This window comes from Roseibium sp. RP-7 (assembly GCF_053005225.1).
In genome coordinates this window covers 275689-291323 of sequence record NZ_JBRKQA010000001.1, presented here as the reverse complement: position 1 = coordinate 291323, position 15635 = coordinate 275689, and the positions used below count along the sequence as shown (strand labels likewise).

Annotated in this window: 13 protein-coding genes; 5 read left to right on the top strand and 8 right to left on the bottom strand. The window is 59.2% G+C overall.

The genetic code is table 11. The features are described 5' to 3' along the window. Window positions 1-23 precede the first annotated feature (23 nt). Both ACVDG9_RS01265 and ACVDG9_RS01260 read right to left on the bottom strand, forming a co-directional pair. A complete protein-coding gene (locus ACVDG9_RS01265; protein WP_055657093.1) occupies window positions 24-491 on the bottom strand; it encodes a hypothetical protein in 468 nt (155 codons plus the stop codon). 95 nt (window positions 492-586) lie between these two features. Next, on the bottom strand, window positions 587-1885 hold the full coding sequence (locus ACVDG9_RS01260) for a sodium:solute symporter family transporter (RefSeq protein ID WP_447237111.1): 1299 nt from the start codon (window positions 1883-1885) through the stop codon (window positions 587-589). Between the two features lie 193 nt (window positions 1886-2078). On the opposite strand from ACVDG9_RS01260, the gene ACVDG9_RS01255 reads away from it, so the two are divergent. The 4 genes from ACVDG9_RS01255 (at window position 2079) to ACVDG9_RS01240 (ending at window position 6460) form a co-directional block, all read left to right on the top strand. Next, window positions 2079-2789: an autoinducer binding domain-containing protein gene (locus ACVDG9_RS01255; protein ID WP_447237110.1), complete on the top strand. Its 711-nt coding sequence runs from the start codon at window positions 2079-2081 to the stop codon at window positions 2787-2789. 121 nt (window positions 2790-2910) lie between these two features. After that, the gene (locus tag ACVDG9_RS01250) at window positions 2911-3486 is read left to right on the top strand and encodes a LemA family protein (RefSeq protein WP_447237109.1); all 576 of its coding nucleotides are present in this window, start codon (window positions 2911-2913) and stop codon (window positions 3484-3486) included. Beyond that, window positions 3483-4502 carry a hypothetical protein gene (locus ACVDG9_RS01245; protein ID WP_447237108.1) on the top strand — a complete coding sequence of 340 codons (1020 nt, stop codon included), beginning with the start codon at window positions 3483-3485 and terminating at the stop codon, window positions 4500-4502. Before ACVDG9_RS01250 ends, ACVDG9_RS01245 begins: the two co-directional genes overlap by 4 nt. Before the next feature lie 11 nt (window positions 4503-4513). Continuing rightward, the gene (locus ACVDG9_RS01240) at window positions 4514-6460 is read left to right on the top strand and encodes a serine aminopeptidase domain-containing protein (protein WP_447237107.1); all 1947 of its coding nucleotides are present in this window, start codon (window positions 4514-4516) and stop codon (window positions 6458-6460) included. A 43-nt stretch (window positions 6461-6503) separates the two neighbouring features. On the opposite strand, the gene ACVDG9_RS01235 is transcribed toward ACVDG9_RS01240, so the two are convergent. From ACVDG9_RS01235 to dapB, 6 genes are all read right to left on the bottom strand, one after another. After that, a complete protein-coding gene (locus tag ACVDG9_RS01235; protein ID WP_022999097.1) occupies window positions 6504-6896 on the bottom strand; it encodes a hypothetical protein in 393 nt (130 codons plus the stop codon). A gap of 131 nt (window positions 6897-7027) precedes the next feature. Continuing rightward, a complete protein-coding gene (locus tag ACVDG9_RS01230; RefSeq protein WP_447237106.1) occupies window positions 7028-7705 on the bottom strand; it encodes a hypothetical protein in 678 nt (225 codons plus the stop codon). Continuing rightward, complete coding sequence (locus ACVDG9_RS01225) at window positions 7702-9687, bottom strand: VWA domain-containing protein (RefSeq protein ID WP_447237105.1); 1986 nt, start codon at window positions 9685-9687, stop codon at window positions 7702-7704. The genes ACVDG9_RS01230 and ACVDG9_RS01225 overlap by 4 nt, the downstream gene beginning before the upstream one ends. 14 nt (window positions 9688-9701) lie before the next feature. Continuing rightward, complete coding sequence (locus ACVDG9_RS01220; protein WP_367020927.1) at window positions 9702-10625, bottom strand: hypothetical protein; 924 nt, start codon at window positions 10623-10625, stop codon at window positions 9702-9704. Window positions 10626-10907: 282 nt separating this feature from the next. Next, window positions 10908-11528, bottom strand: a complete 621-nt coding sequence (locus ACVDG9_RS01215; protein ID WP_022999102.1) for a 2,3-bisphosphoglycerate-dependent phosphoglycerate mutase — start codon at window positions 11526-11528, stop codon at window positions 10908-10910. A 29-nt stretch (window positions 11529-11557) separates the two neighbouring features. Next, window positions 11558-12370: a 4-hydroxy-tetrahydrodipicolinate reductase gene (gene dapB, locus ACVDG9_RS01210; protein WP_200863749.1), complete on the bottom strand. Its 813-nt coding sequence runs from the start codon at window positions 12368-12370 to the stop codon at window positions 11558-11560. A gap of 500 nt (window positions 12371-12870) precedes the next feature. Between dapB and ACVDG9_RS01205 the strand changes: the two genes are divergently transcribed. Beyond that, window positions 12871-15627 carry an EAL domain-containing protein gene (locus ACVDG9_RS01205; RefSeq protein ID WP_447237104.1) on the top strand — a complete coding sequence of 919 codons (2757 nt, stop codon included), beginning with the start codon at window positions 12871-12873 and terminating at the stop codon, window positions 15625-15627. The last annotated feature ends 8 nt before the right edge of the window (window positions 15628-15635 follow it).

Sequence of the window (15635 nt, the reverse complement as noted above, 5' to 3'; positions counted from 1 at the left end):
TTGCGACGAACCATGAACGCTCGTCAGCACCCTTCAGACGACGCCTTGAAGGACAATGTGCTGGTTCTCGCCTTGCCGTTTTTCCCGACATATTTGACCTTCGCCCGCATGAAGGCGGGGTAACCGGCGCCAATCGTCTTGGTCGAGAACCCGTAACTGTTCGTCACGGTGACCGCTCCATTGATCCGGCTTGAATAGAATTCTCCCGTCGCTGTGTTCAGGCTCAGTTTCTCCGTGCGCGTGAAACATTTGCGCCCTTCGGGGCAGACCTGCGTATGAACCCCGCACCGGTTTTGCTTGTAGTCGTTGAAGAAGTAGACGGACTTCACCGGCCCCTTGGAACCGGTCTTGATGAAGCAACCAACAGGATGGTTGAACGGACAGGCCTGTGGTTGACCTGTCACTCCCTCATTGGAGCGCGACTGTGCTGTCGCAAATTCTGCCGGCAGACCCAGCAGAAGGCCAGCTGCAAGAGCGTAGGCGTATTTCATCAGATTGTCTCCTTTGAACCGAAACTCGGCAAGGAGTAGGCGATCCTTGCAGGCTGCAAATGTCCCATATGGGAGAGCTTGAACGGAAATCGCAGTTACTTAGGCAGCGAAGCATCAAGCTCTCGCGTCTCTTTCAGCAACCTTGCGAAGCGCCAGGGACTGGCCCGGGGCAAGCGTGACACTGTCTCATACAGCAACCAGGACAGAAGACAGCCAACCAAAGCCGCGGAATTCAGGTCCACCGTTGTCAGCAGCACGGTGACCGCGATCCCGAAGTTCAGGGACACGATCGCCGCCGGCGCGCTCACGCGACGGCCGCGAACCGACGCCCAGACAACCGGCAAGAACACCGCCAGCGAACTGAAGGCGGAAATGATCGAGTTCAGGACATCCGCGAACAAGGCCGCTGAAAGACCGAGCAACGTGAACAGCGCGGCAACGATCAGCTGCAATCTCCCCAGCGACAGTTCTGTCCGCTCCAGACCGGCCATCAGCGGCATCACGAACGTGTCCATCGTCGACATCACCACGGCGATGAGCATCAGGTCGACAAGCCATATCCAGGTCTGCGGCACCGACGTGTGCAGGATCTGCATCACGTCCCCGCCAGGCATGCTGTGCAGCCCGAGCCAGACGATAACGAGGTATCCCGCAAGGCATATCGGGGCTCCGAGCAGGAATGCGCGCCGGGCAATTGACGGCTCACGTGCGGTTGCCATCCGCTGCCAGTTGTCGACGGCCAGAACCGCGCTTGCCGGTATGAACAGCCAGATACCGATCAGGATCGGAAAGCGGTAGGGACCAAGGTCGAAAAACACGAGCTCCCGCGTAGGCGCTTCCATGTTCCACATCCCGAGGATCGCAATGCCGACGAGAATGACCACAGCCTGCGGAATGTCGGTTTCCGTTGCCACCCTGTAGCCGCCAATCGCCGTATAGGCCCCTGCAACGAATGTTGCGAGCACGACTGCCGCAAGCGGCGGAATTGGAAGGACAGCCGTCAGGATAACGGCCAGGGCAATCAATTGTACCGAGGCCCGCAGAAGAAAGACAAAGGCAACCGGCACCCATATCAGGATCGGGTGCCGCACCTTGTGGGTGACCACGATGAGGTCGATCAGTCCTCTTACCCCGTATTTTTGCGACAGTCTGTGCACACCCGGAGCGACAAGGGCACACATCAGCAGCCCGGTGCCATAGGCCAGCGCGAGCGACAGGCCGATGACAGGGCTTGCCGCGGAAAACAGCACCAGGGCAACAAATGTACCGATACCGATATTGCCGCAGATGATACCGGCAACGGTAGCCAGCAAACCCGTGCGACCCGAGTTGAAAATGTAGTCGGCTCGCGTCCCCTTGCGGCTGCGCCAGAAGGCGTAAACCAGCGGTCCCAACAGAAGCGTTCCAAGGACGATTGTCTGTGATCCCGTGCCTGTCACGCCAGAAGCAGCCTCTCGAAAACGTGTTCCGTCCGACGGGCCCTGGTCAGGTAAAAATCCCCGTGAACTCTAACCGTTGTCCGATGTAACCCGGCACCCTATGATCTCCAATATATGGAAAACCATAGTTTATGCTTGGACAGACGCAGTGCCGCCCAGTTTGATCGAGAAATTGCCTGAAGGAATTTCTTCCGACAGTGCCTGGACAGCCAGTGCGCAATTCTTCGAATCCTTTGGCTTCGACAAGCTCATTTACATCGACCGCACGATGGCCGGTCTGTCGATGTTCACCACCTTTCCGGAAAGCTGGACCTCTCATTACCGCGCCGCCGCCTATGAGCGGATCGACCCCTTCTTTGCCTACTGCTGCACCTCGACTACTCCTATGGGGACAGGCATCGACTATCTTTCGGACTATCCGTATCTGTGCACCGCCCAGCGCCAACTCATTCAGGAAGCTGGAGAAACCGGCATGCGTGCCGGCATGTCCTGTATCGTGCGGCAAGCGGGCCCTGGTGGAGCTGGTGGCTGGAACCTCGGATCAAGCCTGCCGCGCCACGAAATCGAGAAGATATTTTCAGAACATGCCGACCTGCTCCGCCTGACAGCCTTCTTTGCGCACCAGCGCCTGCAGGCCGCGCTGGAAAACGAGCACAGGGACATCGCGCTGAGCCCGCGGGAAAAGGAATGCCTCCTTTGGGTCGCGCAAGGCCTGCGCAGCAAGCAGATCGCAGACAAGCTCGGCCTCAGGCCGGTTACCGTCGAACTTCATCTCAAGAACGCCCGCACAAAACTTCGCGCCGCGACCCGCGAACAGGCAATTGCCATCGCGCTGCTCAACGGGCTGATTTCCCCTTAGTCAGGAATGTGGGAAAAGTGTCCTGTGCCTTCCACGTGTTCAAGCTCCCTTAAATGGGAGAGGGCGCGTGTCACCCCAACTGTTCTGTTGTCTTCCGGACATGGATTTTCCGGAGACATGCATGACGACGCTTTTCATCCTACTGATCATGAGCCTTGGCGGGTTCGTCTACCTGCAGAACCGCCTTGCAGCGGCCAGAAATGCCGTTGCGAACGGGCGTTCGGGCATTCAGGTTCAACTCAAGCGGCGGCATGACCTTGTTCCCGGGCTGGTGAGCGCGGTCCGCTCCGCCATCCGTCAGGAAAACCATGTCTTCGACCGTCTTCTGGACGTGCGGGAGAAGGCAATTGCGGTCCGGCAGGGCAGCCTGGAAGACATCGAACGGGCCGAAAACGACCTGACCGCAGGGCTGAGCACCTTCCTTGGATACACGGAACATCATCCTGATGTGACTTCGACGGAAAACATCCTTCAACTGCAAAAACAGCTGGAGGAAACCGAGGACCAGATCAGTGCCGCACGCCGGCTCTATAACGGCAATGTGGATCGCTACAACACGCTGCTGGATGCCATCCCTTCGTGCTGGGTCGGCTCGCTCCTCGGCTTCGAACGGGCAGCGTTTTTCGCACTCGATGCAGACCAGTTGAAATCCGCTGAAGCCGCACCGCCAATCGACCTGACAAGAGCGCCGTCATGAGTGGGCGCGTCACGCACTGGGACCCGATCAAGGGTGAAATCTCCGTGGAGACCCCTGATGTCTCCGACATCCGATCAGGTGTTGTTCTGCCTGCTCCGGTCCGGCGCATGCTGCCGATAGGGGCGATCCTTGCCCTTTTGTGGACCATGGTGCAGGGCTTCTGGACGGACGGCTTTCCGTTTGGGCCTGTTGCGGTCACGACCGTGATGTTCGCGCTCATGTTTCTGGCGGGGGAGCTTGAAAACAGGGACGGCCGACAGCTGAAGCGCCGGGTCGAACTCGCACGCAGGAAAGGCTGGAGCTACACCGGCAAGCTCATGGAGCGCGTGCGCGAATTCGGCACTGTCATGACATCGGACGGCGCGGATCGCCGAACGCACCTGGTCAAATCCGAAAGGGCGCTTGCCGTGGAAGACCGCGTCCCCGAACTGACCAGGCTTCAGGTCGGATCCTTTGTCGGTGCCCAATTCGATGGCGAATTCTGGGGCACAAGCAGCAACGACGGATTGCCGTTCTGGGTCGCAATCGGTGCCATGGAAATGGAAGCCGGCCTTGCGGCGAATCCTGCCCTGAGGCGTGACGCCCGTGGCGGCAGAGGAGGCTTCGGCGTGTTCTACTCCCTCCTGGGAGCTTATAAACTTGGCCGCAAGACAGGCGTCCGGGCCGCAGTGCGACCGGAGAACCTCTTCCACAAGGGCCCTCTGGATCGGGACATCAAGACGGAGTCCATCGCCTTCAACGAGGCATTCCATGTTTCCTGTTCAAACGATGCCGGAGCGGATGCGGACCTTGCCGTTCTCAGCATCCTGACGCCTGCTACTCAGACCACCCTGCTCGATCTGCTTGAGCGGTATCATACTGTCGGCTTCGTGATTGACGACGATGTCCTGTTCTTTCTGGCACAGGACAAGCTTGTCGGTGCCAACGCGCACCCGGACCGGGTCGATGCACATCTCGCCGACCTGCTGACCGAGTTCGAGGCCGCAAAGTTCTCTCTCAAGAATACCGTCGAATAGGGGCACTCGGCATGAAACGCCGCTTTTGCAGCCAGACCCTATGGATTTTCATAGATTTGCAACGGCGGCTTTCTGCTGCAGTCTCGCGGCGGGCGTCTGCAAGGGGACTTTTGACACATTGGGCAGATGTGGTTCTGAGACGAGATCTGCGCATGGAAGCAAGATACCTACCGAGACCTGACGGGCCTTCGCTTTATTACCGTCATTGGCCCGTCAACGTGACGCGCCGTCTCTATTCGGGAAAGAGAACCGTTTTCCTGGGCCACAGCCAACCAACGCATTCAGGAATGCTGCAGCCACTCGCAGCGGGATTCCGTGCCTCCGGCTGGGACGTCCACTCCGGTGATATCCGGGGACACGGCAAGAGTTTCGACAAGACCTCGGTTGCCGGGCATCTGGATCCGCGAGACGGCTGGAAATCGGCTGTAGAAGACATGCGGCACCTGCTGGAGAGGAGCTTTGAGGACACGCCCTGGCAGGACCGGTTGATCGTCGTTCCCAATATCACCGCCCTGCTGACCCTGGAAGTCATGAAGACCTGGCCGGACCTGGCCCGGCACATCGTGTTCATCTCGCCGCCGCCCAACCAGAAGACGCTAGCCTTGTTCGGCAAGACTTTTTCCGAGGTTCGAATCCGCCTGAAAGGCGCGGATACGCCCGACGAACAGACCCTGCACCATCTCTATTCCTTCCTTGGCGCGCACCTGAAGGATCGTAGGCACCTTGCCGATGTCATGAGTACGGATCACCGTGTCATTCAGCAGGTCCTGGAAGACCCGCACGGCTGGCCGACACCGACACCCGCATATTGGAAGCAGATTTTCGAAGGCATGCTCAGTGCGTGGTCGTGGCCGCGTGACGCTCAGATGAAACCAGGCACGCGGTGCCTTGTCGTCTTCGGCGGCGAAGATGCAATGCTCCGCGACGGCGGTTTCCTGCCGCCCATCGAGCGCTTCCTGTCGCGGATTGGCATTGAGGACGTTGCCTCCGAACGTGTCGACGGAGCCCGGTCGGCGCTGTTTCTGGAAGAGGACAAATTCTCGATCAGCGGACGGGTCCTGGACTGGGTCCAGAAAAACAGACGCCCTGAGGCCGATATCAGGGAAGTCGGCGTGGAAGAGCTTGCCTCGGACATCCTCAACCGGATCAGCGAAACCGGCGCACGGCAGCTGGAGCCGGATGAACTTGTCGAGCTCTGTTACAACGCCATCGACGACGACAGCCGATGGACGGAAATCATCTACCGGATGATCCATGAGGCAGAACTCTCCGGGAACGTCAACGAGGAGGAACTGCACGAGCGCATCAGCCGGCTGATGCCGCACTGGGAACGGGCGTTCAACCTGAACAAGCAGGTCATGATGAGCGCGACGCTCGGCGTTCTTCTGGAAAGCGTGATCGAGCGGCTGCAGATCGGTGTTGCCCTGCTGGACAGGCAAAACGACCTCCTGCATTGCAACGGCGCCTTCGAAACTTCGCTCTCGGGCCTGTTGCCGCAAGACGACGCTTGTCAAATTCAAGAAACCGCGAAGGCGCGGGTAAAGTCGCTTCTGGCAGAAAACGAAGCGGCAGTCATTTCTCGCCAGAACGGGGAAAGACTGATTGTCCATGAGGGCAAGCCTGTCGGCTTTCAGTTTTTTCCTGCCGCCCTCAAACAGACCAGCCTTCAAAGGCACGGGCCTGCCAGCTTGTTGTTGTTGAGGGTGCAGACCGGCGAAGACACCTCCGAAACCCGAAAGACCCTGATCGAACTGGCCTATGGCCTGACCGGCAAGGAAGCGGAGATTGCCCTCGAGATCGCCGAAGGACGATCGCTGGACCAGATTGCAGACAACCAGGGAATTCTGGTCAGCACGGCACGAGGGCATCTTAAAAAGAGTTTCCAGAAGATCGGCGTGCACAGTCAGTCGGAGCTTGTGGCCCGGCTGATGGCCGGGCCTGTCGGCTGGTTGAAATAGACCCTCCGCACGCATTCCATTCGGGAAGAATTCCTAGCGCCTGTCACCTGCCAGCAGCGTAGACGGAACATCCCTGCTTCAAGGCGGCACGACGGTCGCTCTGGCACTCGCAGGAAGGGGTGATCCCGGTGCCGGTGAGGCAGGAAACGCCTTTGACGTAGCAACCCTGGGCGCGAACCACCACCCTGTGGTTAAACCGGGTGCCATCGAACTTGGGATAGCCTTTTGTCACCCGGGCCATGGAAACGGCAAACCGGCGGCCATGGCTGTTCCTCATCTTGCCTTGCCAGTTTACCCAGGCTCTTGCCTCGGCACCGGCCCGGGTCTTGTGACCCTTGCTGAAAGCGCTCTCCGCCTGGATCGTGCAGATCGTCTTGGCCTGCGCCGAAAAGGTTGGCAGCAGGAAACTCGTCCCCAGTGCCAGAAAAAGTATCATCCAAATCTTCCGCATTTCAGTCTCCGGTCTTGTTGGCGAGACATGTCGATGACGCAAGACTGACGTTTCGGTCCGGCTGAAGCCTCTCCCATTTGGGTGAGCATCGATGCGGTTCCGGCACCGGACGGCGCTTATTTGCAGACAATGAAACCAAAAGCGGGACACCCGCCAGCTTCGCAATAGGCGTCGACAGTGGCGGCCTTGCCGACGAGCTTGATGTCGCCGAAACAGGCAACGTCCGACTGACCGAATTTCAGACAATAGGCACGGGCGGGTGCCTTGCCGCATTCGCTGTAGCGATTGTCCGCTCCCTTGAAACAGGCGAGTACCCGGATGTCCGGTTGCCCCTGCACGAAGATCGGATCGACGGACACATTGCCCGGACATGGTGTCTCGGAAAATCCGTCGAGACTTGCGAAGTCGGGCAAGGCTTGTGCACCGCTGCCATTCGGCGATGTGTCGATGTCCTCGGCACCCGAATTTGAAAGGCTGCCCGCGCCGGTGCCTACACCGGAACCGGCAGCCTGCAGGCATTCAGACGGTGGCAAGTCTGCGTTTCTTGCCACCTCCGTAAACCGTGCGGGATTAGCCTGGGCGAACAGGTCCCGGGCCTCTCCCGTGGTCATCAAGCCCAGCATCGCCAGGACGTCGCATTGCGAAGACGCAACGCCTTGGCAGCCATACCCCGCCGCACAAGCGAGGTCTTCGACACCTGGGGCCTGGACCCCGGGACCTTGCGCGAAGACCGCTTCCGACAGGAACCAGGGGATTACAAAGGTCAGACAAGCACGGCGAGGACGAGACCTCATTGCGAAACCAGCTCGATTGCAAACCTGTCGAATTCGAAATGGCTCTCTTGAGACTTTGCCTTGTTCCACTGGCCGGCGAGCACGCTCGGCTTGCCGGCAAGGCGCAGCACGGTAACCGGATCGGTCTCGAGGACGTAGGGGCCGCCCTCCTGACCGTCAGCAGCGGGCAATTCCAGTTCGATGGCAGCGGAGAGCGCACGTCCTCGCCGTTTCAGACGCAGCAGAGCACCATCGGTCGAAAGCGATTCCAGAACCTTGTTGCCATAGGCCCTGCCCGCCTTGTCGCACACGGTCTTGACGATCTGCTTGCTGAACAGATTGACATCGAAACGCGATACTTCAGGCTTGCCTTCGGGATCTCCGGAGAGGCGGGTCAAGGACAGGTTCAGATAAGAACCGCAGCCTTTTGTCCAGATCCAGGCCATTGCGCCGATCTGGTTGTTCGTATCCTCCAGCAGCGACACCGATACGCTTTCATGACCGCTTTGTTCATGCAGCTTGAACTTGAGACTCAGGTCGAAATCACCGTCAGGCAGCGGCTCGTCAAGAACGAGCCGGTTCAGCGCGTTCTTGTTGTCGTAGATCGTGTCGCCCCCCAGTGCGGAGACAAACAGGGTGCCGCTTCCGGTAAACCTGGTCAGCCTGTCGGTTCCATTCAGTGTCTGCCAGCTGGCTGCCAGCTCCGGGCCGTCAAACGTTTCTTCAAACACAAGGGTGCTGGCCGGAACGACCTCTTCAGCTTCCGGCGCCGGTGCGGGAGGTTCCGCTGCCTTGCCTGCGTCCGCGACAGCCTGCTTGACGGCCTCGGTGAAGCTTTCGGCATTGTTGGCGGCGTAATAGTTGCCGCCGCCATTTTCGGCGATGCACTGAAGGGCCTGGTTCTCCTCCTGCGTCAGGTCAAACCCGACCACATGGACGCGGGTGTTGATACCGCGCTCGGCCAATGCCTTGGCAGCGGCGCATGGGTCACCGCCACAGGTTTCCAGCCCGTCTGAAATCAGAAGCACGTTTGCCGGCCGGTTGGAGGCGGGCATGGCGGAAGCCGCCTGTTGCAGGGCGGCTGCGATGGGGGTTTTTCCACGAGGCGTAATCGCGTCGATAACCGGCTTCAGACGTTCGGTATCGAAGTTGGAAACCGGATACAGGATCTCGGTGTCTCTGCAATCCCCTTCCCGGCGGTGTCCGTAGGCCATGAGGCCGACGTTGGTCTGAGCCGGCAGGTCACCGATAAGACCTGTCAGCGCCTGTTTCGCGGTGGTGATCTTGGCAACACCGTCGACCTGCCCCCACATGGAGCCTGAACCGTCCAGAACGAACAGAAGGTCGCTCCCTTCAGAGGACAGGCCGTTTCCGGGAAGGTCTCCTTCCTCCATGCCGGGTACCACAGCGTCTCCGCCATTTGCAGCTTGTGTCTGCCCCGATCCAACAGTGGACCCGGCCGCTGAACTGCCCTTGAGCGTGATCTCGGAACCTGGATCCGATCTGTTGTCCACACCGGCGGACTGCAGGAGATCAGACAACGACCAGTCGTTTGTTTCGGAATAGATGTCGTTGATCTGCCAGGAACCGTCCGACACGGTTATCAGCGTGTAGATGTGCCGGATCGGCATTCCGAAGTTGGTAAAAGTCACCTGGATTCGGGCAGCTCCCTGCAAGAGGGGAGCGTCTGGATCAGGCCGGATACTGAGATCGGAAATACTCGCGTCCTGTGCATCATAGACCGGATCGAATTGCAATATCCCCTGAAGTTCCCTTTGCACGAGACCGTCGACGAGGAACTCCTTTGCGGCCGGAGCGTCGTTCAGGAGCGGCGTATCGCCGTCGTTGAACCGCTTGGAATGTTCGGCGTAAAACAGCCTCACAAGGTTCTCAGCGGCGGCGACATCACCTTGCTGAGCATGAGAAGGTAAAGCTGCACAAAGGGCGAGCGAGAAAGGAACCACGAGCCGCAGTACGCGCGCCCGAGTGGGAAGAGCAGACATGGGAAACTCCGGGCTCATTGTTGCGGACGGCGGATGCTGAAGTGGTCGAACTCGGCCAGCGTTTCACCGCTGCCGGCGCGGCTGCCCTGGCCAAGCAGGAAAACCGGTTTGCCGAAAGGCGCCATGCGGGCAATCCAGTTGGTGTGAACGGTCTCGAGACCGGCGGGCTTTTGCGCCCCTCTGTCCGGAACGGTCAATGTCAGGGAGGTCCGGTAGCGCAACCCTCTTCTGGAAAGGGTCAGCTCAAAACCTTCTGCAAACAGGTTCGACAGGATCTGATCCCCGAGAGGCCGGCCGGCCTTGTCGCAAACGGACTTGATGATGGGACCGTCAAACAGGCTGTGGTTGGCGGCGGTCAAAACCGGCTCTCCTTCCGGCATTACCGGCTGATTGGCGACAGTCCGCAGGAACAGTGCAGGACCGCACCCCTTGGTGAGCACATAAAGATGGGCTGCAATAAAATTGTCCGGACTTTCCCGAAGTCCCAGCCAGACTTCGTCGTAACCGGTTTTCGGATCGAGCTTGCCCTTGATAGCAAGATCGAAGTCTCCCTCAGGCGGCACGCCTTGCAGCTCGAAGATGTTGCTCGTATCCGCATTTCGTAGACTGTTCTTGCCGCCACTCGTAAGCGCAAGCAGGATGCCGTTCTCTACAACGAAGGAGTCCTTGTCAGCATTCAGGAGCTGCCAGTGCCCGGCCAGATCCTTGCCGTCAAACGGCTCCTCGAAGGGAAGTTCGATCGCGGTGGCAGTCGGTGCCTGGCCGCTGTCGGCTGCGGCCAGCCTGGCCTGTTCTTCAGCTGTCAGGTTTGTCTGGGCCTGCGCCGAAACCGCGCCGAGCAGAAAAACTGCAGTTGCCTGAAATAGCGAACGTCCCGATTTTCCTGATCTGCGCACCAGCTTCTGCAAGCGGGAAGAAACTTTCGTGCATTCGGCCATCTATAAATGCTCCAACCGTGGTCGACGGCTGGAAGCCTATAGAGGCGTGGCAGATCGGCCCTCCCTCAAATGGGAGAGACATCGAATGCAAATCACTATTCAGGACTGTTTTTGCAAAGAAATTGCCGGTGGATTGCAGGCGGTACATGCCCGCTTCAAAGGCCCATTCGATAATGCCCCGGGCAACGCAGGCACCTGGCGGACTGCAAGCTGCCTTTCAAAAACAAGTCCCGCTGCCTCATGGAAGCAGCGGGACATGAATTTCGGCAATGCAGACTGGTCTCAGTCGGCGAGATCCTGGACGCTGACCACGCCACCGTTTTCATCGAGGCGATAGATGATCGGCGTTCCGGTGCCCAGTTCGCGCTTCAGGATTTCTTCCGGTGAAAGATCTTCCAGATCCATGATCAGCGACCGCAGCGAGTTGCCATGCGCGGCGACGATCGTGCGGCTGCCAGCCAGGACGCGCGGCAGAATTTCCGACTTGTAGTAAGGCAGAACGCGCTCTGCGGTCATCTTCAGGCTTTCACCGCCCGGAGGCGGAATGTCGTAGGAGCGGCGCCAGATATGGACTTGCTCTTCGCCGAATTTCTCGCGCGCTTCGTCCTTGTTCATGCCGGTGATGTCACCGTAGTCACGCTCGTTGAGAGCCTGATCCTTGAAGGTTTCAAGGCCGGTCTGGCCCAGTTCTTCCAGGATGATGTCCAGCGTCTTCTGTGCACGCGACAGATCGGAGGTGAAAGCAACGTCGAAGGAAAGCTTCAGATCCCTGAGCTGCTCGCCGGCCTTGTGAGCCTCCGCCACACCCTGCTCGGTCAGGTCCGGGTTTTTCCAGCCGGTGAACAGGTTCTTCAAATTCCAGTCGCTCTGTCCGTGACGGACAAGCACAAGAAGGCGGTCCATGCCATTCTCCTCAAGCTAAATGCGTATCTTCAAGAATCCAGGCCGAGGACATCGGCCATCGAATAAAACCCGGGCTTCTGGTCAAATCCCCACAGTGCCGCCTTGACGGCCCCGCGGGCGAACAGTTGCCGGTCTTCCGCCCGGTGAGTGAGTTCGATGCGCTCGCCCTCACCTGCAAAAATCACTGAATGCTCCCCGATGACCGACCCGCCCCGCAGGGTTGCAAAGCCTATGTCGCCGGTCTTGCGAGGGTCCATGATACCGTCGCGCGAACGGACCGAATGGGCGGCCAGATCCAGGCCCCGGCCCTGTGCAGCCGCTTCGCCAAGCAACAGCGCCGTGCCCGAGGGGGCATCCACCTTGTGCTTGTGATGCATTTCCAGAACCTCGATGTCGAAATCCGCGTCAAGCGCGGCGGCAGCCTTGCGCACCAGGCTCGCCAGCAGATTGACACCCAGGCTCATGTTTCCGGACTTGACGATCCGGGCATGGCGGGCAGCCGCCTTCAGAGGTTCGTCCTGCCCTTCAGCCCAACCGGTGGTGCCGATGACATGGACGATGCGAGCCTGCGCGGCCAGCTCGGCAAACCAGAGGCTTGCCGCCGGAGCCGTGAAATCCAGGACACCGTCAGAGGCGGCAAAGGCGGTCAAGGGATCGTCGGTGACGGGAACGCCCAGGGAACCTGTTCCTGCCAGGTCGCCCACATCCTTGCCAAGAAACTCGGAGCCCTCGCGTTCGATCGCCGCGACGACGGTAGCACCTGTTGTTTCCGTGACCGCCCGCGTCAATGCCCGGCCCATTCGACCACCGGCTCCAACGACTACCAAGCGCATCTGCCCCATCAAGTGGCTCCGTCTTCCGCAATAGGCCAATCGACCCCAATTCACTTCACGATGGGGGTATACCAGTTTCGCCGGGGGAGGCAAACGCCCGATCATGCGAGAGGACAGCAGCGCTCAATAGAAATGGCTCCTGTCAAATATTACTATATTCAACCGCGACATTATTAATGAACAGCAAGTTAAATTGACAATAAAGTCGCAACATCTTCACCATTCCAATTCACCAAAGGTAAACCTCGAGCAGTTACGTTTAAGTCTGCAAGTGTATTTTCTTACAATTGCAAAACAGGAGGCAGGTTTCATGATACTGTGCTTATGGACGCATCGGTTCGTCACAAGCTGTCTTTTCCCGAAGCTGTCCACACCCGCCGCCGGGTGCCTTGTACTTGCAAGACCAGCAACAACCTGTTGTTCCAACCGAGAAGGACCCCGCCCCGCCTTGCTTCCCGTCACGTCCCATTATCCTGTCAGATGATGCCCGCCGGTTCAGGAGCGCTTCGTTGAAGGTCAGTTTTTCCATTCCCTTCAGCCGCCTTGTCATGGCTCTGTTTGCGTTCGGCCTCATGGGAACGGCGATCGCACTCTTCTGGATTACGTACCTTGGCAGCCTGTCGATTGCCGAACATGAAATTGCCCGCAGCGCGAAATCCAAGGCAACACTCGCAAGGCTCGTCTTCACCCAGCATCTGGACAAACTCGAAACGCAGATCCGCGCGGTCGCGGCCAACCCGGATATCCGGCAGGCCTTGGTGGACAACGACAAGGAGACCGCCAAGGTCATCATTGAACGCGCTTCCGAAGGGATGACCAGCGCGGTTCTGGACATTCTCCTGATCGATCGTCCGGGTGAAGACGGCTGGGTAAACGGCAGTCTCGGCCTGATCGACCTGAGCCACCAGTTGCCGGTGAAGATACGTGCGGCCATGCCGCCCGACATCTGGGTAACTTACGCGGACCATGATTCCGATCCCATACAGATCACTGCAGCGCTCTCTGTTCTGGTTCTCGATCCCGATACCGGCCGAGTCCTCGGCAGGATTTATGGCGGGACGACTATCACCGATTCCTTCTCCCTGCCGGGCGTCCTCGCCAAGGCGTTACGGGTGGAAGATATCGCCTTCTATCACCATGAGGATGTTGTGGCGGGCATGGGTGACCTGACCACGGAAGTGCTTCCCGAACGGCTCTACGCTACACCTGACGACGTCAATTACGCGCTGAACGGAGAGAACCTTTTCGTTTTTGCTCCGCTGATGCAGGGCCTGGACGGCCACATGCTTGCGACCGTGATCAAGCAGCCCGTGGACACCCTGCAAAAGGTCGAGGAAACCTACAGCCAGCTGTTCACACCGTTCCTGCTTTATACGGCGATACTGGCAATCGGTGCCGCGCTTCTGGTCAATCGCATCACCACGGCCGGCCTGGGCAGGCTGCTGAACTACGCGATGAGCCTGCGGCAGGACAAGGTGGTGTCGCCGCCGCCGCCCGGGCTGATCTTCGAATTCAACAAGTTGGCGACCATGTTCCAGGCGGCGTTTGAATCCGTTCGTGACCGCGATGCCCAGTTCAAGGACATGATCGACGGCTCGATGCACGGCGTGCTGGTTCATGCCAACCATCGCATCCTTTATGTGAACGACGCCCTGCTGAAAATGTGCGGTTACGCCCCCGGTGAACCCGAACAGCTTGTCGAGTCCCCCACACTGGTGATCTATGCGCCGGAAGAGCACAGCCGGCTGCGCAGCTATTACAACATGCGTGAAAACGGCGAAGGCGCGCCCCGCGCCTATGAGGTCAAAGGCATCCGCAAGGATGGCGAGACCATCTGGCTGGAGCAGCATGTCCGGTTGACGGAATGGCGCGGGGAACGCGCCTATTACGCTACCATCACGGACATCAGCGAGCGCAAGCGCCAGGAAGAACTGGCAACCAAGAATGCCAACTTCGACATTCTGACCGGTCTGCCGAACCGGCGCCTGTTCATGGACCGTTTGCGCCAGGCGATCCAGCGCGGCAAGCATATGGGCGACCTGACGGCGCTGATGATCCTCGACCTCGACCGGTTCAAGACCGTCAACGAAACCTATGGTCCCAAGGCCGGGGACAAGGTCATCGAAACCGTAGCCGCGCGTCTAACCAGGACCCTCGGTCCGGACCAGACCGTGGCCCGCATGGGCGGCGACGAATTCGCCATTATCCTGTCGAACCCGGAAGACCGCTGGCAGATCGAACAGACCGCCCGTGACATTCTGAAGGCGATCGGTGACCCGATCAAACTGGAAGACGGCAATGAAGCCGTGCTTGCCGGCAGTCTCGGCATTACCGTCTGCCCGCACGACGGCACACACGAGGAAGCGCTGCTGATGCAGGCCGACACCAGCATGCTGCAGGCCAAGGCCGATAGCGGTGCCAGTTACCGGTTCTTTGCCACGCGCATGAATGAACAGGCCGCCCGCGCAAGCCAGATCGAGATCTGCCTCCGGCAAGCCATCGAGAAGGGTGAGCTGCACCTGAATTTCCAGCCGATCGTGGACTATGAAAAGAACCGCGTGGTGAGCTGCGAAACCCTGGCACGCTGGACCGATCCCAAGTTGGGCGTCGTCCCTCCGACCGAATTCATCAAGGTGGCCGAAGACTGTGGGCTCATCGTGCCGCTTGGCGAACAGGTGCTGCGCGAGGCATGCGAATTCTTCCAGTCCTGCAACCGTAACGGCCTGCAGCTCGACGGGATCAGCGTCAACATATCGCCGCGCCAGTGCAGGGATGCGGATTTCCTGCCTCGTCTGAGAGAAATCCTCGACGAGACCGGCATGGACCCGGCTCGCCTGCAGCTGGAAGTCACCGAAAGCGTGATGTTCGACGACCAGCGCGTCAACCCGGTCGAAATTCTGGAAGCCATCAGCAACCTCGGCATCAAGATCTCCCTGGATGATTTCGGCACCGGCTACTCGTCGCTCAGCTACCTGAAGCGCCTGCCGATCGACACGCTCAAGATCGACCGGACCTTCATCATGGGCCTGGAGCGGGATGTGGGCGGCCAGGCACTGGTTCAGGCGATCATTTCAATGGCCGGCTCGCTGCATATCGAAGTCGTGTGCGAGGGAGCCGAAACGCACGAACAATGTGAGCTGATCCATTCCTTTGGCTGCTCGCTCATCCAGGGGTACAGCTTCTCGCGCCCGCTTTCTGGCGTCGACTTCCACCGCTATCTCGCCAAGATGAACGGCGTCGATTCAGTTGCCGCCCGGGCTGGCTGACTAGCCTT